The organism is Amycolatopsis sp. WAC 04169, assembly GCF_003947535.1.
GTDB classification, from domain to species: Bacteria; Actinomycetota; Actinomycetes; order Mycobacteriales; family Pseudonocardiaceae; genus Amycolatopsis; species Amycolatopsis keratiniphila.
Genome location: NZ_QHJI01000001.1, coordinates 397764 through 418939, shown reverse-complemented (window position 1 = coordinate 418939; position 21176 = coordinate 397764). Strand labels below are relative to the sequence as shown.

19 protein-coding genes are annotated in these 21176 nt (G+C 68.9%); 7 read left to right on the top strand and 12 right to left on the bottom strand.

Annotated elements, in window-relative coordinates:
- The first annotated feature begins 58 nt into the window (after positions 1–58).
- The 4 genes from rsmG to DMC61_RS01990 all read left to right on the top strand — a co-directional run bounded on the left by rsmG (position 59) and on the right by DMC61_RS01990 (position 3500).
- Positions 59–736, top strand: a complete 678-nt coding sequence (gene rsmG / locus DMC61_RS02005; RefSeq protein ID WP_125686346.1) for a 16S rRNA (guanine(527)-N(7))-methyltransferase RsmG — start codon at positions 59–61, stop codon at positions 734–736.
- 64 nt (positions 737–800) lie between these two features.
- The gene (locus DMC61_RS02000) at positions 801–1730 is read left to right on the top strand and encodes a ParA family protein (protein ID WP_016338354.1); all 930 of its coding nucleotides are present in this window, start codon (positions 801–803) and stop codon (positions 1728–1730) included.
- The gene (locus tag DMC61_RS01995) at positions 1727–2743 is read left to right on the top strand and encodes a ParB/RepB/Spo0J family partition protein (RefSeq protein ID WP_125686343.1); all 1017 of its coding nucleotides are present in this window, start codon (positions 1727–1729) and stop codon (positions 2741–2743) included. Before DMC61_RS02000 ends, DMC61_RS01995 begins: the two co-directional genes overlap by 4 nt.
- A gap of 85 nt (positions 2744–2828) precedes the next feature.
- On the top strand, positions 2829–3500 hold the full coding sequence (locus DMC61_RS01990; protein ID WP_125686341.1) for an HAD family phosphatase: 672 nt from the start codon (positions 2829–2831) through the stop codon (positions 3498–3500).
- Between the two features lie 138 nt (positions 3501–3638).
- On the opposite strand, the gene DMC61_RS01985 is transcribed toward DMC61_RS01990, so the two are convergent.
- Positions 3639–4589 carry a D-alanine--D-alanine ligase gene (locus tag DMC61_RS01985; protein ID WP_125686339.1) on the bottom strand — a complete coding sequence of 317 codons (951 nt, stop codon included), beginning with the start codon at positions 4587–4589 and terminating at the stop codon, positions 3639–3641.
- Positions 4590–4624: 35 nt separating this feature from the next.
- Complete coding sequence (locus DMC61_RS01980; protein ID WP_043849273.1) at positions 4625–5944, bottom strand: PLP-dependent aminotransferase family protein; 1320 nt, start codon at positions 5942–5944, stop codon at positions 4625–4627.
- Between the two features lie 194 nt (positions 5945–6138).
- On the opposite strand from DMC61_RS01980, the gene DMC61_RS01975 reads away from it, so the two are divergent.
- Positions 6139–6783 (top strand): N-acetyltransferase, encoded by a 645-nt coding sequence (locus tag DMC61_RS01975; protein ID WP_093937688.1) that lies wholly within the window; start codon positions 6139–6141, stop codon positions 6781–6783.
- 287 nt (positions 6784–7070) lie between these two features.
- Here DMC61_RS01975 and DMC61_RS01970 read toward each other — a convergent pair whose 3' ends face one another.
- From DMC61_RS01970 to DMC61_RS01925, 10 genes are all read right to left on the bottom strand, one after another.
- Positions 7071–8219, bottom strand: a complete 1149-nt coding sequence (locus DMC61_RS01970) for an N-acetylmuramoyl-L-alanine amidase (protein WP_125686337.1) — start codon at positions 8217–8219, stop codon at positions 7071–7073.
- A 251-nt stretch (positions 8220–8470) separates the two neighbouring features.
- Positions 8471–8794, bottom strand: a complete 324-nt coding sequence (gene trxA / locus DMC61_RS01965) for a thioredoxin (RefSeq protein ID WP_007032253.1) — start codon at positions 8792–8794, stop codon at positions 8471–8473.
- Positions 8795–8832: 38 nt separating this feature from the next.
- Complete coding sequence (gene trxB / locus DMC61_RS01960) at positions 8833–9828, bottom strand: thioredoxin-disulfide reductase (protein ID WP_063274173.1); 996 nt, start codon at positions 9826–9828, stop codon at positions 8833–8835.
- 215 nt (positions 9829–10043) lie between these two features.
- Entirely contained in the window at positions 10044–10832 is a 789-nt protein-coding gene (locus DMC61_RS01955; RefSeq protein WP_016338347.1) for a hypothetical protein, read from the bottom strand.
- Complete coding sequence (gene sigM, locus DMC61_RS01950; RefSeq protein ID WP_037333997.1) at positions 10829–11488, bottom strand: RNA polymerase sigma factor SigM; 660 nt, start codon at positions 11486–11488, stop codon at positions 10829–10831. Before sigM ends, DMC61_RS01955 begins: the two co-directional genes overlap by 4 nt.
- 31 nt (positions 11489–11519) lie before the next feature.
- The gene (locus tag DMC61_RS01945) at positions 11520–13076 is read right to left on the bottom strand and encodes a protein kinase family protein (protein WP_199749892.1); all 1557 of its coding nucleotides are present in this window, start codon (positions 13074–13076) and stop codon (positions 11520–11522) included.
- 120 nt (positions 13077–13196) lie between these two features.
- Positions 13197–15137, bottom strand: coding sequence for a murein biosynthesis integral membrane protein MurJ (murJ, locus tag DMC61_RS01940; RefSeq protein WP_016338344.1), 1941 nt, complete (start codon positions 15135–15137; stop codon positions 13197–13199).
- A gap of 83 nt (positions 15138–15220) precedes the next feature.
- Positions 15221–15454, bottom strand: coding sequence for a hypothetical protein (locus tag DMC61_RS01935; protein WP_125686333.1), 234 nt, complete (start codon positions 15452–15454; stop codon positions 15221–15223).
- 99 nt (positions 15455–15553) lie between these two features.
- Positions 15554–17695, bottom strand: a complete 2142-nt coding sequence (locus tag DMC61_RS01930; protein WP_125686331.1) for a DUF6049 family protein — start codon at positions 17693–17695, stop codon at positions 15554–15556.
- Positions 17692–18216 (bottom strand): NUDIX hydrolase, encoded by a 525-nt coding sequence (locus DMC61_RS01925; protein WP_016338342.1) that lies wholly within the window; start codon positions 18214–18216, stop codon positions 17692–17694. The genes DMC61_RS01930 and DMC61_RS01925 overlap by 4 nt, the downstream gene beginning before the upstream one ends.
- A gap of 147 nt (positions 18217–18363) precedes the next feature.
- Here DMC61_RS01925 and DMC61_RS01920 point away from each other — a divergent pair, with 147 nt between their 5' ends.
- Complete coding sequence (locus tag DMC61_RS01920; protein ID WP_125686329.1) at positions 18364–19782, top strand: CCA tRNA nucleotidyltransferase; 1419 nt, start codon at positions 18364–18366, stop codon at positions 19780–19782.
- Positions 19783–19861: 79 nt separating this feature from the next.
- A complete protein-coding gene (locus DMC61_RS01915; RefSeq protein WP_125686327.1) occupies positions 19862–21169 on the top strand; it encodes a sensor histidine kinase in 1308 nt (435 codons plus the stop codon).
- Positions 21170–21176 lie beyond the last annotated feature (7 nt).

Below are 21176 nucleotides of genomic sequence, written 5' to 3'. Positions count from 1 at the left end.
ATGGACAATCAGTGGAGCGCGTTTCACGTGAAACGGCGTCGAGGGTTGAGGAGCGAGAGTGGGCTTGGACGGGGTCGCCGCATCGGTACGGAATGCGGCGTCGGAAGTATTCGGAGACCGCGTCGAGCAAGCCGCCGGCTACGTCGAACTCCTGGAACGGCATGGCGTCGAGCGCGGGCTCATCGGCCCCCGTGAGGTCGATCGCTTGTGGGAGCGGCACGTCCTCAACTCCGCCGTGATCGGTGAGCGGATCCCGGATGGCGCCCGCGTGGTCGACGTCGGCTCGGGTGCGGGGCTGCCGGGTGTACCGCTCGCGATCAGCCGACCGGACCTCGATATCGTTCTGCTCGAACCGATGGCTCGCCGGGTCGACTGGCTGGCCGAGGTTGCCGAGAAGCTGGAACTCCCCATCACCGTTGTCCGCGGGCGCGCGGAAGAGCGGCAGGTACGTGAGGAGCTCGGTGGCGCGGATGTCGTCACCGCCCGGGCGGTCGCTCCCTTGGCCCGGCTCGCGAACTGGTGCCTCCCGCTCGTGCGTTCCCAAGGCGCTCTGGTCGCCCTCAAAGGAGCGAGCGCTGGAGAGGAAATCGAACGCGATCGCGCCGACGTCCGGAAGGCCGGCGGCGGCGAACCGGAAGTCTTCGAGTGCGGCATCAAGGTGCTCGAGGTTCCGAGCACGGTCGTCGTGATCCACCGTCTGCCCCCGAAACCGTCTCGATCGCGCAGGCGTAGCTAGACCGGTTCCACGTGAAACAACGCAGAACGACTCTCACGTCCACTACAGAGGAGGCTCGAGACCGGTGACTCCCCCGCCGTCCGACCCTGCGAGCGCCGGCCAGGAACTCGGCTGGACGCCCATCGCCGAAGAAGCCGTCCGCGCCGCCAGCGTGCTGCACCCCAAGGAGGGTGCGCTCCCCCGGCCGAACCGCCGGCGAGTGCTGACGGTCGCCAACCAGAAGGGCGGCGTCGGCAAGACGACGAGCACGGTGAACCTCGCCGCCGCCCTCGCCGTCCACGGGCTCAAGACGCTCGTGATCGACCTGGACCCTCAGGGCAACGCGAGCACCGCGCTCGACATCGACCACCGATCCGGCACGCCGTCGATCTACGAGGTGCTGATCGGTGAGGTGTCGCTGGCCGAGGCGGCGGCGCAGAGCGAGCAGTCGCCCAACCTCTACTGCGTGCCCGCGACCATCGACCTCGCCGGTGCCGAGATCGAACTCGTCTCCATGGCGTCCCGCGAGATGCGGCTCAAGGAGGCGCTTTCGTCCGAGATCCTCGACGAGATCGGCGTCGACTACGTCTTCATCGACTGCCCGCCGTCGCTCGGTCTGCTGACCGTCAACGCGATGGTCGCCGCGCAGGAGGTGCTGATCCCGATCCAGTGCGAGTACTACGCGCTCGAAGGTCTGGGGCAGTTGCTGAGCAACATCGAGCTCGTTCAGGCGCACCTGAACCGCGAACTCAGCGTCTCCACGATTCTGCTCACCATGTACGACGGCCGGACGAAGCTGGCCGATCAGGTGACGAACGAGGTCCGGAACCACTTCGGGGACACTGTTCTCAAGACGGTGATCCCGCGCAGTGTGAAGGTCTCCGAAGCGCCCGGATACGGGCAGACCGTCCTCGCGTACGACCCGGGTTCGCGGGGCGCGATGAGCTACGTGGACGCGGCGAAGGAGATCGCCCAGCGCGGAGTGGAGATGAAGGAAAGGAGCGGTACGGCATGAGCGAGCGCAGAGGGGGGCTCGGGCGCGGGCTCGCCGCCCTGATCCCCACCGGTCCGCCGCCGGGTTCCGCGGCTCCGGCCGAGAACGGCTCCCCCGTCCCCGCCGCTCCCCCGAGCAAGCCCGCGGGGCCGGAGGACAAGGGCTGGTTCGCGGCCAACGGCGCGGCCGGTTCGCACGGCGGAACGGTCGCCGGCGCGGTCTACCGCGAGGTGCCGGTCAGCCAGATCAAGCCGAACCCGAAGCAGCCGCGGCAGGTCTTCGACGAGGACGCGCTCAACGAGCTGGAGCACTCGATCCGCGAGTTCGGGCTCATGCAGCCCATCGTGGTCCGCGAGCTCGGCAACGACGAGTATGAGCTCGTCATGGGCGAGCGGCGGCTGCGTGCCTCGCAGCTGGCGGAGCTGGAGGCGATCCCGGCGATCGTCCGCCAGACCGCCGACGAGGCGATGCTGCGCGACGCGCTGCTGGAGAACATCCACCGCGTTCAGCTCAACCCGCTCGAAGAGGCGGCCGCGTATCAGCAACTGCTCGACGAATTCGCGGTCACGCACGAGGAGCTGGCGAGCCGGATCGGGCGCAGCCGCCCGGTCATCACGAACACGATCCGCTTGCTCAAACTCCCTCTCGCGGTCCAGCGACGGGTCGCGGCCGGGGTGCTTTCGGCGGGCCACGCGCGAGCGCTGCTGTCTCTCGAGGACGCCGACAGTCAGGAAGAGCTCGCCGCGCGGATCGTCGCGGAGGGCATGTCGGTCCGCGCGACCGAGGAAGCCGTCACGCTCAAAAAGAGCGAAAAGCCGGCCAAGCCGAAGCCCGCTCCCCGCAAGCCGATCCAGGCGCCCGGCCTCCAGGAACTGGCGAACCGTCTTTCGGACCGGTTCGACACCCGCGTGAAGGTCGACTTGGGTCGTCGCAAGGGGCGGATCACGCTCGAATTCGGCTCTGTTGACGATCTTGAACGCATCGTGGCGCTCATGGATCAAAATCAGGCAAATCAGACACCGGAAACCGATTAGGGATCACCCCGGGTCGTTTTGTCACGGTGACGATAGCTGAGTGCTGATGGTTCGATAACGCTACGTGCTTGAACTGGGGGCAAGGGTGAAGACGCTTTTCGGCGGTCGAAATCCGCGCGCGGTCGTCTTCGACTGCGACGGATTGCTCATGGACACCGAGCCGTGTTGGTCCGTCGCCGAGACCGAACTGTTCGATCGGCGCGGGCTCCCCTTCGGCACGGACGAGAAGGCGTTGGTGATCGGCAAGTCGCTCCCGGCCGCCGCCGACGCGATGGCGGAGGCGTTCGGGGAACCGGATGCCGGCGCCGAGATCGCGGACGAGTTGCTGAGGTTGGTGACCGAGGTCGTCACCGCGAAGGCGGAGGCGATGCCCGGCGCGCGTGAGTTGGTCGTACTGACCGCCGCCGCCGTACCGGTCGCCGTCGCGAGCAACTCGCCCCGAGCTCTGCTGGACGCCGCACTCGCTCGCGGCGGCCTCGCGGAAATGTTTCCCGTGAAACTGGCCGCCGACGAGGTGACCGCGCCGAAGCCGGATCCGGTGATGTACTTGACCGCTTGCGCCCTCCTCAACGTCGAGCCTGCCGACGCACTGGCGTTCGAGGACTCCATGACCGGCCTCCGATCGGCGCGAGCGGCCGGCGTGCCCGTCATCGGGGTGCCCACGTTGAAGCACCAGGACTTCCCCGCCGATGTCGTGATCGACTCCCTGCGCGACGAAGAGCTGTTGTCGTGGGTGCGTGGATGGCCCCGGCGATGACCGGCCTCCCCTTCGTCCGCTTCTAAAGTCCGACCCGCGATGAACGAGGGAACTTCACCGGGGAGATCGTCGTCGTGGCCCGGCGATAGAAAAAGGGGACTCGCCCACGCCGGGCAAGTCCCCTTCCGCGAATCCGATTCAGCTCTTGCGGGAAATCGCCCGTCCGACGAGGTCGGCGAAGACCGAGCCGAGGGTGGAGCCGGCCGCCTCGATCGCCACCGGCACGATCGACGTCTCGGTGAGACCCGGCGAGGGGTTCACCGCGAGGAAGTGGACCGTGCCGTCTTCGGTGATCACCGCGTCGGTGCGGGAGATGTCGCGAAGCCCGAGTTGCCGGTGCACGGCGACGGCCAGCTCGCCGACCGCCTTCGCGGCGTCGTCGGGGATCCGCGCGGGGGTGAAGAAATCGGTCAGCCCGGCGGTGTAGCGGGCGGTGTAGTCGTACACGCCGCTCTCAGGCACGATTTCGACCGCCGGCAGGGCCTCAGGTCCCTCTTCGCCTTCGATGACCGTCACGGCCACCTCGACGCCGGAAACGAACTTCTCGGCGAGGACGGTGTCGCCGTAGGCGAAGCAGCCGACCATTGCGCCGGGCATTTCCGCGGCGTCCTTGACGACCTGGGCGCCCAGCGCCGATCCACCCTGGTCGGGCTTAAGGATCATGGGCAGCCCCAACGTGTCGACCATCGAGTCCAGCACGGCTTGCGCGCCGAGCTCGCGGAAGGTGCTGTGCGGCAGCACGACCCAGTCCGGCGTGGTGAAGCCCGCGTCGGCGACGAGCGCCTTGGCCGTCGGCTTGTCCCACGCGCGCCGGCAGCCCCGCGAACTGGTGCCGACGTAAGGCACGTCGAGCATCTCCAGGATCGTCTGCACCGCACCGTTCTCCCCTTCACCACCGTGAAGGGCGACGATGGCCGCGTCGGGCCGCTGTGAGCGAAGACGTTCGAGCAGACCCGCGTCGGTGTCCCATTCCTCGACGATGAGACCTTCCGCCCGCAACGCGACCGAGAGCCGGCGTCCGGAGCGGAGGGAGACGTCGCGTTCGTGGGAAAGGCCGCCTGCGAGTACGGCAACGGTGCGGTCGACCACCGGGACTCCTTTGTACTTTGGGGACGTCCGGTCGATCAGACCGTGTCCGGAGAGGGGTTCTGCGGCCCCGAAATCGAGCGTGGGCTCGCGTTACCGAAGGTACGCGCCAAGTCCATTTCGGACTCGAGCACCGCGGCGAGCCGCCGGACGCCTTCGCGGATCCGTTCGGGTGTCGGGTAGCAGTAGGAAAGACGAAGCTGTCTGCTGCCGAAACCGTCGGCGTAGAAACCGGTTCCGGAGGCGTACGCGACCCGGGCCGTGACGGCCCTTGGCAGCATCGCCTTCGTGTCCACGCCTTCGGGGACGGTCATCCAGACGTAGAAACCGCCATCGGGTTTGGTCCAGCTGCAACCGGCGGGCATGTGCTGTTCGAGTGCGGACAGGATCGCGTCCCGGCGCTCCCGGTAGTTTTCGCGGAAAGTCTTGATCTGACCCATCCAGTCGTGCGTCGAGAGGTATCGCGACACGATCAACTGGTTTAGCGTCGGCGGACAAAGCGTCGCGGACTCGGCCGCGAGCACGAGCTTCTCCCGGACGGCGTGGGGTGCGAGCACCCAGCCGACCCGCAGGCCCGAGGCGAACGTCTTCGAAAAAGAGCCCAGGTAAACGACGTTGTCGGGGTCGATCGAGCGGAGCGCCGGGTACGTCTGACCGCTGAAGCCGAGCAGACCGTACGGGTTGTCCTCGACGATGAGGATGTCGTTCTCGCGGCAGATCTCCACGATCTCCGCGCGCCGCTCGACGGCCAGCGTGACGCCGCCTGGGTTGTGGAAGTTCGGGATCGTGTAGAGGAACTTGACCCGGCGGCCCGCTTTCCGCGTCTCCGCGAGCGCGGCGCGCAGTCCCTCGGGGACCAGGCCGTGGTCGTCCATCGCGACGTGGACGACATCCGCCTGGTACGCGGCGAAGGAGCCGAGCGCGCCGACGTACGACGGGCCCTCGGCGATGATGACGTCGCCCGGATCGCAGAACAGCCGGGTGACCATGTCGAGCCCCATCTGGGAGCCGACCGTCACGACGACGTCGTCCGGGTGGGCCTTGATGCCCTCGAGGGCCATGATTTCGCAGATCTGCTCACGCAGGGCGGGGACGCCGTGCGCCGAGCCGTACTGGAGCGCGACCAGGCCGTCCTCGGCGATGAGCTCGCCGACCTGCGCGGACAGCGTGTCCAGCGGGAGGGCTGCGAGGTTCGGCATCCCGCCGGCGAGCGATACCACTTCGGGGCGGCTGGCCACCGCGAACAACGCCCTGATCTCGGAAGCAGTCATCCCGGCCGTACGCGCGGCGTAGCGGTCGAGGTGAGGGTCGAGGTTGTGGCGGCCGGGCTCCGGCCGGACAGGGCGATTCTCGGTCATCAGGCGCTTCACCCGGCTTCGAAGTGGACATAGTCGCTACCGACTGGTAGTTCCATCGAGTGTAACCACCCTCCCTCTAGGGGCCCTGGCCTTCCGGTGTTCATCACATCGGCCTATCCTCGGGTTGGACCCCTTCGGTAAGCCCTGCTCGGGACAAGGCTGCGTCGGGTGTCGTCATTCAGGGAGGTTTGTCTGTGTCGCGTCGCGTCGTGGGCGTAACCCTGGACAACCTCGAGCACCTGCCCAAGAGCTGCCGCCGCTGCGTGTACTGGGAGCTGGCGCCGCATATGAAGGCGCAGGCCGAGGAATACGGCGCGACCGAGGTCGAAAAGGAAGCCTGGGTCTCCAGCGTGCTGCTGGAGTGGGGTTCCTGCGGCCGGATCGTCTACAGCGACACCTTGCCCGTCGGTTTCGTGCTCTACGCGCCGCCGAACGCCGTGCCGCGCTCGCTGGCCTTCCCGACTTCGCCTCCCGGCCCGGACGCGGTCCTGCTGACCGCCTTCCAGGTGCTTCCCGAATTCCAGGGTGGCGGACTCGGCCGGATGCTGGTGCAGGCCGTCGCGAAGGATCTGACCAAACGCGGTGTCCGCGCGATCGAAGCGTTCGGGGATGCCAAGCCCGAAGAGACCGATCCGGACGGCGGGCACAGCTGTGTGCTGCCCGCCGCGTTCCTGCAGAGCGTCGGGTTCAAGACCGTGCGGCCGCATCCGCGGTGGCCGCGGCTGCGACTGGAACTGCGGTCGGCGATTTCGTGGAAGGAAGACGTGGAGGCGGCCCTCGAGCGGCTGCTCGGCCAGGTCTCCATCACGACGGCCGAGCCGAGCCTGGGCCGCGCCTGACCTTCTCCGTCGGCGCCATTTAGCAGAGTTTTCGAGCGCGCGCAGCAGCCATCCCCCGGCCTGGGGACAGCTGTGGGTAACCCGCCGAGTTATCCACAGATCGCTGATAGGAGCGGTGGAAAATCTGTGGATGGGTAGGCTGGACCTGGGGACGCCCCCCGGGAAGGGCGGGGGCTGCGCGCCGGGTGGATCTAGGGGTGGCGTGCTCGGCCGAGGGGGCACACAACCGGTTGTGCCGAGGGCTTCGGCAGAGGGATGTGCGCCCGCGTGCGGGTGTGGAGGACTGGCTACTCCGCTTTGGCGAGTTCGTGGGCCAGGACGTCCGCGAAGGTGAACGTGCCGGTCGGCTGGTCCCCTTCGCCGAGCAGATACAGCCGCTTCACGGCGACCAGGATGCCTTCGGCGACGACGTCGCGGAAAGACGGGTCCGCCAGTTTGCGGCTGTCTTCCGGGTTGGTCAGGTAGCCGATCTCGATCCGCACCGCCGGGCAGCGGGTGCGGGTGAAGATCTCCCAGGTCTTGTAGTGCGTGCGGCAGTCGAGCATGCCGGTGCGGGCGGCCAGCTCACGCTGGATGAAGCCCGCCAGCAGCTCGCCGACGGTCGACGTGGTGCCGTTGCCGGTGCCGAAGTGGAAGCTCGCGACCCCCTGCGCCTTGGGCGAGGGGTTCTTGTCGTTGTGCAGCGAAAGGAACAGGTCGGCGCCCGCCTCGTTCGCGAACTTCGCCCGGTCGCCCTCGCTCGGGCTCTGGTTCGGGCCGCGCGAGATCAGCGCCTCCATGCCGGTCGCCTGCATCCGGCCTTCGAGCCGCCGCGCCAGGTCCCAGGCGATGTCCGCCTCACGCAGGCCGCCGGCGACGACGCCGAGGTCCTCGCCGCCGTGGCCGGGGTCGATCACGATGCGCTTGCCGCGCAGCCGGGGGCCCGCCTGCCGCACCTGCTCCTGCTCACGCAGGAAAACGGGGCGGCCGCCGCGGGCACGCGGCGAGGAGAGCCGGTGCAGCTCACGGATGGTGGCCGGGCCGCACATACCGTCGGCGACCAGGCGCATGTCGCGCTGGAAGGTCTTGAGCGCGCGTTCGGTCTGCGGGCCGAAATGCCCGTCCGGGCGGCCGGCGTCGAAACCGAGTTCGGTCAGCCGCTCCTGGAGCGCGAAGACGTCGTCACCCTGCATGGGGGCGGAGAACATGTAGGTCAGCGGACGGCTGCCCAGATGGAAGCCCGCGCCGCGAAGCGCCTGATAGGTCGCCGGGCCCACCAGACCGTCGGTGATGAGCCCACGGCGCTGCTGGAACGCTCGAACGGCATGTTCCATCGCCGTGTCGAAGACCTCGTACTCCCCGGATTCGGTCACCGGCGGGAGCAGCTCCATCGCCGCCAGCGTGGACCTGATCTCGGCGACGTCCGGTCCGGCGTCACCGCGGCGGAGTACCCGCATGCACTCCTCGCTCTTCCCTTTGGGGCACCGATCGAGCTCGATGCACGACTATGAAAACCCTGCGGGGCGAACCCCGGTGCTCTATTGTGCCCTGTGAACTCTCGGTGAGCGCGGAGGCCCGGTCGGTGCGTCAAGTCGCCGTTCGTGGAACTCGTCCAGGCGTTCCCGTAACAGGGAGTTTTACCCATTCCGGCGAAAGCCGAAACCCGGAGCCTGGGCAGGCCCCGGGTTTCGGCAGGTGAAACGCGAGATCAGAGGACGTCGGCGAGGTCCGAGAGCAACGCGGCCTTCGGCTTGGCGCCGACGATCTGCTTCACCGGCTTGCCGCCCTGGAACAGGATCAGCGTCGGGATCGACATCACCTGGTAGTCACGCGCAGTGTTCGGGTTCGCATCGATGTCGAGCTTCGCGATGGTCAGCTTCTCGCCGTTTTCCGCCGCGATCTCCTCGAGCACCGGGGCGACCATCTTGCACGGGCCGCACCAGGTCGCCCAGAAGTCGACCAGGACGGGCTTCTCGCTCGTCAGCACGTCGTCGACGAACGTCTTGTCGGTCACCGTCACGGTGTTGGCCATGGTGTCTCCTTCTGGGGTGGTGAACGGGCTGGGAAAAGTCAGTTGGTGGTGGCGCCGTAGCCGCCGCCGACCAGCTCGGGCGTCTCCTGGGCGGCCTCGACCCCGGCGTGCTCCGCCAGCCATCGTTCTGCATCGATGGCGGCCGCGCAGCCCGAGCCCGCAGCGGTGATCGCCTGCCGGTACGTGCGGTCGACCAGGTCGCCGGCCGCGAAGACACCGGGGAGGTTCGTGTACGAGGTCCGGCCCTGGGTCAGCACGTAGCCGTCCTCGTCGAGGTCGACCTGACCGCGCACCAGTTCGCTGCGCGGGTCGTGCCCGATCGCCACGAAGAACCCGGTCACGTCGAGCTTGGACTCCTCGCCGGTCACCGTGTCCTTGAGCGTCAGGCCCTCGACCTTGCCTTCACCCTCGACCCCGGTGATCTGCTTGTTGAGCGCCCACTTGATCTTCTCGTTCTCGCGGGCGCGCTCCAGCATGATCTTGGAGGCGCGGAACTCCTCGCGGCGGTGGACGATCGTGACGGACTTGGCGAACTTCGTCAGGAAGGTCGCCTCCTCCATCGCGGAGTCGCCGCCGCCGGCGACCACGATGTCGTGGTCGCGGAAGAAGAAGCCGTCGCAGGTGGCGCAGGCCGAAACACCGCGGCCGAGCAGCTCCTGCTCGCCGGGCACGTTCAGATAGCGGGCGGCGGCGCCCATCGAGAGCACGACCGCGCGGGCCGCGTAGCGCTTGCCGTTCGCGACGACGTACTTGACGTCACCGGTCAGCTCGACGGACTCGACGTCCTCCTGGCGCAGGTCGGCGCCGAAACGCTTCGCCTGCTCACGCATCTCTTCCATGAGGTCGGGACCCTGGATGCCTTCGCGGAAGCCGGGGAAGTTCTCGACCTCCGTCGTCGTCATCAGCGCACCGCCGAACTGAGTGCCCTCGAACACCAGCGGTTCGAGCTGCGCTCGTGCCGCGTAGACAGCGGCGGTGTATCCCGCAGGACCCGATCCCACAATGATCAGGTTCCTGATCTCCTCGGCAGCCACCCGTGACCTCCGCTCGTAGTGACCTGTTCACCAGGCTCAACACGATCGTAAGGGCCGGTGTTCCCGTGGTGACCGGCGCTACTTTCTCCCGCCTTGCGCCACGGCGGAGATCCGACCTCTAGCGCCGCTAGGAAAACTAGCATGGTAGCAAAGGTCCCCCGCTCCCCCGGAAATGGGGCTGGTGGGGAGCGGGGGACCAATGAGGTTTCGGCCGGTTACTTCGCTCCGATGATTTTGTCGAAGAGGACCGACGGGTTGCCCGGGCCGCAGTCGGCACCGAAGGCGACGATGCGGAACTGGGCGAGTTTGCCTGTGGTGTAGATCACCATCACGCCGTCCTTGCCCGCCACGTTCACCGGACGGATGCCCTCCGGCCGCACGTCGGCGTCCATGCCGGCCGCGGCGACGCAGGCGTCGAGACGCTCTTCGGTCTTCAGCGAGCCGAAGTCGCGGACGCCGATCGCCTTGCCGACGAGGGCTTCGGCCCCTCCGCCGTCTCCGCCGACCGAAGGTCCGGAAGGAGCCGAAGGCGCGGGCTGGGCGATACCGCCCGAATCCGGCTCCCGGGTGGTCGGGACGACGATTGCCACGGCGGCGATGGCCGCCGCGGCCACCGTCGCTATCCCGGCGCCCCAGCCGATCCGTTTGTTCCGCCGCCGCCGTGCGGCCGCGAGGTCCACCACCGGGGCGACCTGCTCCTGCCGCCTTTCAGGTGCGCCTTGAAACGCAGGCGTCGCCCGCATTTCGGCGGCCAGTGCGGCATCGATCCGTGCCGCGTACTCGGCAGGCATCGGAGCGACCGGCTCGTTCGCGAGCTCCGCGAGGTCGGCCGTGGTCGCTTCCAGTGCTTCGATGATCGCCAGTGCCTCGGGGTCGGCGTTCACCAACGGCCAGAGTTCGGCCGCCTCACGCTCGTCCAGCACACCTGCGTGCAGGTCGGCGAGCACATCGACAGACCACGGCGGACCGACGGTCCCACCGATCCCCCTGCTCTCGTCTGTCATCGTCCCTCCCCGTCACCCGGCGTGCCCTGAGGACGCCTGGCACCCCGTTGCGGGGTAGCGCGCTCTCGTTTGCTTTCGTGAGTTGGGACGTTCGCAATAGCATCGGGGTTCCGTAGATGTCCGAGAACCTTCGCGAGCTTTCCGCGACCTCGGGCACACCGGCTCTTGACCGTGCCCTCGGCGATGCCGAGCATCTTCGCCGTCTCGGCGACGGAGTATCCCTCGACGTCGACCAACACGATCGGGGCACGTTGCTCTTCGGGGAGCTGGTCGAGGGCTTCCTTGACGACCAGGCTCGTCTCGCGCTCGGACATCGAGTCGCGCGGCGAGGCGGGCTCGTTGAACTGCCCGGTCTCGGGCAGCGGGACGGTCGGTCTGGCCTTGCCCCGCCGGATGCGGTCGAGGCACGCGTTCACGACGATACGGTGCAACCACGTCGTGACCTGCGATTCCGCTCTGAAGTTGCCCGCTGCTCGGAACGCGGAGATGAAGGCGTCCTGCAGGGCGTCCGCGGCTTCTTCCGGATCCCGCAAGGTGCGCAGGGCCACCGCCCACATGCGGTCTCGATGTCGCTGGACCAGTTCACTGAACGCGTGCGGATCTCCAGCGGCATGCGCCGCTATGAGATCCGCGTCCGTGGGAGCTGCAGCTGTCACCCGGGAGAGCCTACTGACCCGGTGTCTGACGTCACCCCGCAGGCAGGAAGGTCAGCTCTTTGAGTTCGGTGACGAACTTTCCTCCGTCATCTTCACCCAGCTGAGTGATCCAGATGATGAAGTACTGACCCTGCTGGGGCTGCTGCAAAGCGATGGTCGACTCGCCCGCCGCGAGGTCCCCGCTCCCGACGACCTTCGTCTCGTCGAGTTTCGGGTTCTTCTTGTCGGCGGAGCGGATCTCGACCTTCGAACCGGCGCTCGCCGCGTCGATCTTGACCTGGCTGAGGTTGATCGGGTCCTTGAAGGTCACGACCAGCCCGACGCCGTCCTTGAGCACGGGGAACTGCTTGTCGTACTGGTCGGTCTTCCACGAGGTGACCGAGTCGCCGTCGGTGGCGTTCCTGGCCTTGCCGGGGCTGTCGCCCTTGCTGCCCGGGTTGTAGACGGCCACGGCCGACGGCTTCACCGCGGCACCCACGGCGGGTGCCGGCGGCTTCTGCGCGGGCGGCGGCTGTTCACCCGGGGGTGGCGCGACCTGTGACGACGACGCGGCGACGTTGATCTTCGGGCCGCTGGACTTCGATTCGCCCTGGAACAGGTTGATCAGAATCATCCCGCCCCAGGCGAGGATGACCACGGTCGCGACGACCAGCACGGTCACGCCGAACGCCAGCTTCTTGCGCCGCGCGACGTCCTTGACCGGCTTCTTCGTCGTCCAGACCGTGCCGTCCGATTCGGCGACGGCCTCTTCCTCGCCGACGGCCTTGATCAGCTGGGTGCGTTCCTCGGCTTCGGCGACCTGGTCCAGCACGCGCAGGATCGCCGCGCTGGTGCGGATGCCGCCGTGGCCGCCGTCCTCGATGGTGCGGACGGCGAGCGAGGACAGCTCGACCGGCACCGTCGGGACCAGCGAACGCGGCGGGATGACACGGCCGGTGGGCGCGTGGGGCGCCGCCGGGATCGCGGCCGGACCGCCGGGAAGCGCCCAACGGCCGGTCAGCAGCAGGTACAGGACGGCGCCGAGGGCTTTGACGTCGTCGCGAAGGGTCGCTTCGGGCAACGGGCCCGGGAAGGCGAGCTTCAGCGCGCCGTCCGGGGTGAGCCGCAGACGCTGCGGGTGGTCGAGGCCGAGGACGAGGCCGTTCTGATGGGCGTGGTCGACGGCTTCCGCCAGCGCCTGCACCATCCGGGCCGCCGCGGCGGGCGCCACCGGGCGCTGCGCCACGAGGTCGACCAGGTCGCTGCCCTTGGTCCATTCCGCCACGACGACACCGAGCAGACCTTCGCTCGAGGTGACGCCGCTGCCGAGACTGAGCACGTCGAGAACGCGCGCGACCCCGCCGTGGCCGAACTTCGAGGCGTGCGCCGCACGCTCCAGCGTCCGGCGCGCGAGCCGGGCGGCTTCCGCGTCCGCGGGGTCGCCGACCAGCAGCGTCAGCGCGACATCCCGCTTCAGCTGCCCGTCGCGGGCGCGCCAAAGATGCGCGGCCGCCCGCTCGTCCACCCCGAACTGTGCGAGCAGGCGATACCGGCCGTCACCGACGACCCGGCCAGGGGCCAGCGACCCGCCTTGGGCCCGGATGCCCACCTGGCTCGCCTCCCCTGCCTGTTCGCTCCGTCTCGTATCCACCGCACTCTCCCGCGTAGCTCCCGCCCCGAGGGTACCCAGAATACGACCCGTGAACGCGCGCCATCCGTACGTGAATCGTTATCCGCGCTTGATCAACCGGGTGATCCTCGCCGTGGCGGGCTTCAATTCCTCGACCTTCAGGGCGATGAGCACGCCGAACGACACCGCGATCCCGACCACCGTCTGCAGGAGAAGTTTCACCCAGGCATGGAAAGTAGGCCCGAACGAGTCAGGCACGATCTGCCCGGCGAGCCACGCCGCGCCGACCCCGAGCACACTCGCGACGACCGTGAAGAGGATCACCCCGAGAACTCGCTTGCTCCGGAGGTTTCCGAGGGTCACCCACAGCCAGACCTGGCCGAGGATCGCGCCGACGACGAACGTGAGGCCGTTGACCATCATCACGCCGAGCACGATGTTGTCCGGTGACAGCAGTGCCGGGCACAGGTACAGCAGCGGCACCTTGACCACGGTCATCACGATCATGATCAGCACCGGTGTCCGCGCGTCCTTCATCGCGTAGAACACCCGCATCTGGAGCATGACCAGCGCGTACGGCAGCAGCGCGAACGCGGAGATGGCCAGCGCCTCGCCCATGCGCGACGCGTCCTCGACCGTGCCCTTGCCGAGGGTGAACAGGGCGATACCGACCGAACCGCCCACCACGGTCATCACCGCGGAGATCGGCACGAGCATCACCGTCGAGATCCGTGACGCGTAGGAGAGGTCGCCGATCAGCTTCTTGTGGTCGCCGTCGGCGGCCGCGCGGCTCATCCGCGGCATGATCGCGGTCAGCAGCGACACCCCGATGACGCCGTACGGCAGCTGGAAGAGCAGCCACGCGTTGCTGTACGCGGTCACACCGCCCTGCGAACCGCTGGTCAGCACCCGGGTGGTGATCGTGTAGCCGACCTGGCTGACCGCGACGTAGCCGACGGTCCACAGCGCCAGCCCGCCGAACTCCTTCATGCGCTTGTCGATGCCCCAGCGCCATTTGAACTTGAACCCGGACCGCAGCAGCGGCGGGATCAGCAGCACCGACTGCGCCACGATGCCCGAGGTCACGCCGATGCCCAGGGTCAGCAGCTTCGGGTCGGTGATCGACACCGGATCGGTGGAGATGTTCCCCGGCATGATCCACACGACGAGGATCGTGAAGATCACGACGAGGTTGTTGATCACCGGCGCCCACGCCGTCGGGCCGAAGATGTTCTTCGCGTTCAGCACCGCCGAGAGCAGGGCGAACACGCCGTAGAAGAAGATCTGCGGCAGCAACAGGTACGCGAAGGCGGTGACCAGCTCGGGATTCGCCTGGCCCTTGTCGTCGACGTAGAGCTTGGTGATCAACGGTGCCGCGAACACGGCGATCGTCGTCCCGACGACGAGCAGCGTGCCCGCCACGGTGACCAGCCGCTGGGTGTAGGCCTCGCCGCCGTCCTTGTCGTCCTGCGACCGCACGAGCAGCGGGACCACCAGGCTGGACAGCACGCCGCCCATCAGCAGCTCGAAGATGATGTTCGGCATGGTGTTGGCGACGTTGAACGAGTCGTTCTCCACCTGGGCGCCGATGGCCGCGACCAGCAGCAGCTTCCACGCGAAGCCGGTGATGCGGCTGATCAGCGAGGCGATCGCCATCCGGCCGCTCGACTTCGCGATCGACGGCGCCTTCGCCGGGGCGGCGACATCCTGTTCGCCGGTGTCCCCCGGCCGCGGTTTGACCAGCGGCGCGTCCTTGATCGCCGGCATGACCTGCGTCGCGAGCTGGTCGTACGGGCGGAGGACGTCGGGGTCCGCGACCGGCCAGCGCGAGCCCATCGGGACGCCGGGGGTGCGCGGGATGAACCGCGTCGCGTCGGCTTCGTCGCGCCGGTCGACCTGCCACGGGCGGACCGGTGGCGGCTGGCGGCGCCCGCGATGCGGCGGGGGCGGTGTCTGGTTGAGGGCCTGAGGAGCCGTCGGACGGCGCGGCGCCTGGTTCTGCGACGGCTGCGGCAGCGGCGGCCCCTGCGGGGGCGGCACCGGCTGACGACGGGTCGGCGGAGGCGGCGTCCCCTGCCCAGGGGGCATTTTCCGCGGTGGCGGCGGCGGGTTCTGGGGCGGCCTCAGCCGTCGCGTTTCGTCGTCGGGACGGCCCGCCACCCGCTGGCGGCGCCCGTCCGGCGGGGGCTGCTGGGGAGGCGGCGGCACGGCCCGCCGCGGCCGCTCACCGCGTTCGGGCGGAGGCTGCTGCGGGGGCGGCTGGCGACGCTCCGGACGGCGTGGCTGCCCTTCGGTGCGACGGGGCGGCGGCGGAGTACCTTCGCGCCGGGGACGGCCTGCACGCTCGGGCGGTACACCCGGCTCTCTTTCCAACGTGCGCCCAATCCTCGGTGCTCGACTACGTGATGCCCGGCGGCATCGTTCGACCCAGGGTAATCGGGAACGGCCGGAAACACTTAAACCTGTGCGTCCTCGGTCACACGTGGGGCGGTTTCGTTCGTCCGATCGGCCCGCGAGTCCTTGATCCTCCGGTAGATCCGCCGGGACGACAGGAGCAGCAGCGCACCCGCCGCGGTGATGGTGATGATGATGGTGATCGCGCCGTACTCCGTGGAGGTCAGCTCGAACCGCGCGTCGGAACCGAGCGGGGTGCCGTCGGGCGTGGTCAGCGCCACGTCGACGCTGAACCGGCCGGCGCGCAGCGCTTCGACCGGGAGCAGCTGGTTGATGGCGCCGTTCGCCGGGACGGTGCGCTCCGGGACCGCTTCGGTGGGGCGCAGGCCCACGTTGTTCTTGAGCACGGTGCGGACGTTGATGCCGACCGGAAGGCCGTTGGTGATGTACGCGGGCAGGGGTGACGCGCCGGAGGCCAGCGCGATGGTCTGCTTCGGCCGTTCCACGGTGACCTGGCTGCGGATCGCTTCGAGGTCGCCGCGCGCGTTACCGGTGACGATCGAGGCGTCCGCGCCGCGCCACGAGGTCGACGCGGCCCGGATGAGGGCGAGCCGGACCGGGGCGATCACGTCGGCCGGATTCACTCGTTTGGTGGCATCCATCGTCATCGCCGACGACAGGCCCAGCGTCTCGTTGTCGATCTGCGACATCTTCGCGGTGACCTCACCGCTGGTCGCGACCGTCAGATCCTGCGGGTCGTAGTTGACCGACGCCGTCCCGGACGGGCTGTCGCCGAGCAGTTCGGGCAACGGCGCCGCCTTGATCAGGCCGGCGGTGTAGAAGTCGCCCATCCGCTCCAGGAACGTGGTGAGTTCCATGCCGCTCGCGGCCCAGTGCCGCGGCGGCGCGATCAGCAGCCGCGAGCGCGCCGGTCCCTCGGTCTGCCCGCCGAGCCCCGCCCGGAAGGCGATGGCGCCGAGCCCGTCCTGCGTGGAGCCCGAGCCGTTCAGCGCGGACGAGATCAGCGCGTCGATCGGCTGCGCGCGCAGGTCCGTGCCCTCGATCGACACCCCGCCCGAAAGCGGTGAACCGGACTGGAGCTTGCCCGAATCGGTCAGCACGGTTTTGACGCCCGCTTTGCCGATCGCTTCGACGGTCTGCGAGTCGAGGGAGCCACCGGGCCAGAGCACGCCGTCCTGCGGCTGGATGCCGAGCAGGTTCTTGATCGTCCCGGCACCGCCCAGCGCGCTCGCCATGAGCGCGGTGTCGGTGGCGTCGCCCGCGCGGACTTTCGTCAGCGCGGTGAGGTCGGCGTCGGCGAACGGGAGGGTGACCACGCACCGGCCCGCGACCAGCGCCTTCAGCCTGCCGAGCCAGTTCTTCGCGGTCTCGACGCCCTTGCCGGGGGCGCCGCCCGCGACCTGGTAGCCGCGGCTCATCCCGTCGACCGTCGCGACCAGATCGGGGTCGATGGCCAGGCACAACGACGACGAGACCTTCGTGTCGGCCTCGGCCGCTCGCGCCGCCTCGACCAGCGAGTCGAGCCGTCCACCGGCGGCCAGTTCACCGGCGAGCCGCTCGTCCGCCAGGGTCAGCGGGCCGCCGAGCGGGGACGAGACGACGTGCACGGTGCTGTTCGCGATCGGCCACAGCAGGCTCGTGGACGGTGCCGACGTGGGACGTGACGCGGGAGCCTTGCCGGGGAGGCCGAGCACCGGCATCAGCAAGGTGACCGCCGCCAGCCGTTCCGGCCCGCCGAAATCCGGGGTGCCGTTGACGTTGACCAGCAGCGGATACACGCCGGGCTTCGGGAACTGCAGTTTCGACGACTGACCGAGCGGGACGGACAGGTTCAGCGCGGCGCTCTGCCCCGGCTCCAGTTCGTCCGGTTCGAGGTCGACGAACTCGGTCGCACCGAGGTCCTTGAACTTGTCACCGGCGAGGACGTCGCCGATTTGCTGTTCGTTCTGCAGCCTGGTGCCCAGTTGCAGCCGGACGCCCAGTTTGCTGATCCGCCGGTCGCCGATGTTCGTGACGCGGCCGCTCACCGTGAGCGAAGCCGAGGTCGTGGTGATCACACGGGGGTTCAGCTGGTCGAGGTCCACGCGCAGCCGGGGCTGTTCCTGTGCCTGCGCGACCGCGACGGGCGAGGCGGCCAGGGCCAGGAACAGGATCGACAGGACAGTGGCGGCAAGCCGCTTCACTCAGGTGCTCCCTCGGCGGTGTGCTGTTGCTGCGCGAAGAGTTCTTTGGCCTTCCGGACCAGCTTGCGCTCGTCGGAGTAGGCGAGTTTGGTCTCCAGGTCGGCGAGCGGCACCCAGGCGACCTCGGTCACCTCGACATCCTCGTCCGAAAGTTCGCCGCCGGTGGATTCCAGGATGAAATGGTGCACCGTCTTGTGCACGCGCCGTCGCTCGGCCACGAACCAGTAGTCGATGGTGCCGAGGGGCTGCAGGACGCGCGCCGAGATGCCGGTCTCCTCCTTCACCTCGCGCACCGCCGTCTGCGCATGCGTCTCACCGTCCTCGATGTGGCCCTTGGGCAGCGACCACAGCAGTCTGCCGTGCCGGTCGAGCCGCCCGATCAGCGCGGCGTTCGCCCGTTCGGCGTCGACGACGAGTCCGCCGGCCGAGGTTTCGTCGACCGTGGTCAGCCGCCGCCCCCGCCTGCGCCTCCGCCGGCGGCCCGGCTTCGAAGCGCCGGAGCGGCCGGCTGATCCAGACATGCTGCGATGCTAGAGCAAACGGCGGTACGGGTACGCTGGCTCACCGTGCCCGTGTTGGGCCGGGCCGTAGTAGTACATCCAAATCGTGGTGGGATTGTCGTGAACAAGGTGGTCGCCGGGCAGGCGATTGCGGGGAAGAGCACTGCGATGCAGAACGCTGTGACGGAGCTGATGCGCATCTCCCCGCTGGCGGACGAGCTCGCGAAGCTCTTCGCGAAGGCGGGGCACAGCCTGTACCTGGTCGGCGGCAGCGTCCGCGACATGATGCTCCGCAGGCTGTCGAGCGACCTCGACTTCACCACCGACGCCCGCCCGGACCAGGTGCTCAAGATCGTCAGCGCCTGGGGCGACGCGGTGTGGGACGTCGGCATCGCGTTCGGCACCGTCGGCGTGACCAAACAGGGCATGACCCTGGAGATCACCACGTTCCGCGCCGACAGCTACGACCGCGTCGGCCGCAACCCCGAGGTCACCTTCGGCGACAGCATCGAGGGCGACCTGCTCCGCCGCGACTTCACGGTCAACGCGATGGCGATCGACCTGGCGAACAAGACCTTCGTCGACCCGTACGACGGGCTCCAGGCGCTGCAGGACAAGGTGCTCGACACACCCGCGACCCCGCAGGAGTCCTTCGCCGACGATCCGCTGCGCATGCTGCGGGCCGCGCGGTTCTCCGCGCAGCTCGGGTTCACCGCGGCGCCGCGCGTGGTCGACGCGATGTCGTCGATGGCCGAGGAGATCGACCGGATCACCGCCGAGCGCGTCCAGACCGAGCTGTCGAAGCTGCTGCTCGCGGACGACCCCCGGCCCGGGATCGAGCTGCTGGTGGACACCCGGCTCGCCGATCGCGTGCTCCCCGAGGTGCCGGGGATGCGGCTGGCGATCGACGAGCACCACCAGCACAAGGACGTCTACCAGCACTCGCTGACCGTGCTCGCGCAGGCGATCGACCTGGAGAAGTCGCACGAACCGACCTCCGAGCCGGATCTGATCCTGCGGCTCGCGGCGCTCCTGCACGACATCGGCAAGCCCGCCACGCGCGAGTTTCAGCCCGGTGGCGGCGTCAGCTTCCACCACCACGAGGTCGTCGGCGCGAAGATGGCGCGCAAGCGTTTGCGGGCGCTGAAGTTCTCGAAGGAGATCGTCCAGGACGTCAGCCAGCTCGTGTTCCTGCACCTGCGGTTCCACGGCTATGGCAAGGGCGAATGGACGGATTCGGCGGTGCGGCGCTACGTCACCGACGCCGGCGACCTGCTGCCCCGGCTGCACAAGCTCGTGCGCGCCGACTGCACCACGCGCAACCGCAAGAAGGCGGCCGCGCTGCAGGCGACCTACGACGACCTCGAGCGGCGGATCGCGGCGATCCAGGCCCAGGAGGACCTCGACCGGGTCCGGCCGGACCTCAACGGCGAGGAGATCATGCGGATCCTCGACCTCAAGCCGGGGCCGGACGTCGGCAAGGCATGGAAGCACCTGAAGGAACTGCGGCTCGACCGCGGTCCGCTGGAGCACGACGAGGCGGTGGCCGAATTGAAGAAGTGGGCCGCCGAGAACGGCATAGGCTGAGATAAACCCCGTTGGTCTCTGGATCCACACGGCGTAACCGGAGATACTCCTGCCGGTGCTCCGGGCAGGGGGAAAATCCATGGCGAAGCGGCCGCCCAGTTTCCTGGTGACTTTGCTGCGCCGTGGCGCGCCCGCGCTGGCGACGGCGACGAGCGAGCTGTCGGACGAGGTCGGTGACCCGACACCGATGCGCGCGCTGCGGCGGATCCAGCACATGTCCGGCCCCATCGACACGGCTCATCGCGACAACCTGCTGCTCAGGGCCGCCCGCTACGTCGCCCTCGTCCCGCTGGTCTACCGGCTTTTCGCGGTGCCCGGCGCGTTCGGCGTCTACGTCTCCACGCACGGCATGATCGGGATCGGCCCGGTCGGGCTGGTGGCGCTCGGCTCGGTCGGGCTCTCGCTGTACGGGATCCGGTGGATGCTGCGCTCGGCGCCGTTCCGTCCGCAACACGCCGCCCGGCTGCTCGCGATCGACCTCGTGTTCACCCTGCTCGCGCCGCTGGCCGTCGGCGCGCTGGTGCCGGCTTCGGTCTTCACTGAGGCCATGGCGGTGCCCGGAAAACACCTGCTCGGCGAGGTCGCGCTGCTGGCGCTGGCGCTGGGCATGCCCGCCGCCGCGGCGCTCGCCGTCGTCAGCTTCCCGGTGCGGATGCTGGCGTCGGTGTTCGGCACCGGTCACGCCGCGCCCGGCGACGCCATGGCCACCTTCCCGGCGATCCTCGGTGTCCTCTTCACGGCGAGCGGCGCCCTCGTCCTGATCGGGCTCGGCACCCGGCTCGCCCTCGCGTACGGCATCCGCAACGGCCGGATCGCCGAACGCGCCCGCCAGCATCGGATGCTGCACGACTCCGTGCTGCAGACCCTCGAAGCGATCGCGCTGGCCAACAAGGGCGATCCGGCCGCGCGGCTCGCCGAGGTGCAGCGGCTGGCGCGGGCGCAGTCGATGGAGCTGCGGCGGACGATCGAGAACGAGGCTTCGGAGCGCTCGGAGGCCGGGTCGCGGCCGCTGGGCGAGAAGCTCGCGTCGCTGGCCGCGGAGATGGCGCGGGACGGGCTGCGTGCCCAGCTCGTGATCGCCGAGCTCGACGACGACACGCTTTCCGAGGTGCGGCAGATCGCCATCCGCGACGCCGTCCGCGAGTCGCTGCGCAACACGCTCAAGCACGCCGGGACGGACAAGGTCGTGGTGCGGGTCGAGGAGCAGGAAGGCGGCGTCGCGGTGATCACGCGTGATCACGGCGCCGGGTTCAGCCTCGACACCCGGCCCGCCGGTTTCGGGATCAGCGAGTCCATCACCGCCCGCCTGAACGAGGTCGGCGGGACCGCGCGGGTGGAGTCGGCTCCGGGCAATGGCACCAGAGTCACCCTTTGGGTGCCTTTCTGACGGTAAA

Bases quoted from the DNA above. Each gene is read 5' to 3' on its own strand.
- DMC61_RS01995 (WP_125686343.1), top strand. From the start codon at position 1,727: ATGAGCGAGCGCAGAGGGGGGCTCGGGCGCGGGCTCGCCGCCCTGATC.
- DMC61_RS01980 (WP_043849273.1), bottom strand. From the start codon at position 5,944: ATGACCGAGAATCGCCCTGTCCGGCCGGAGCCCGGCCGCCACAACCTC.
- DMC61_RS01970 (WP_125686337.1), bottom strand. From the start codon at position 8,219: ATGCGGGTACTCCGCCGCGGTGACGCCGGACCGGACGTCGCCGAGATC.
- trxA (WP_007032253.1), bottom strand. From the start codon at position 8,794: ATGGCCAACACCGTGACGGTGACCGACAAGACGTTCGTCGACGACGTG.
- DMC61_RS01955 (WP_016338347.1), bottom strand. From the start codon at position 10,832: ATGACAGACGAGAGCAGGGGGATCGGTGGGACCGTCGGTCCGCCGTGG.
- DMC61_RS01925 (WP_016338342.1), bottom strand. From the start codon at position 18,216: ATGTCTGGATCAGCCGGCCGCTCCGGCGCTTCGAAGCCGGGCCGCCGG.
- DMC61_RS01920 (WP_125686329.1), top strand. From the start codon at position 18,364: ATGCAGAACGCTGTGACGGAGCTGATGCGCATCTCCCCGCTGGCGGAC.
- DMC61_RS01915 (WP_125686327.1), top strand. From the start codon at position 19,862: ATGGCGAAGCGGCCGCCCAGTTTCCTGGTGACTTTGCTGCGCCGTGGC.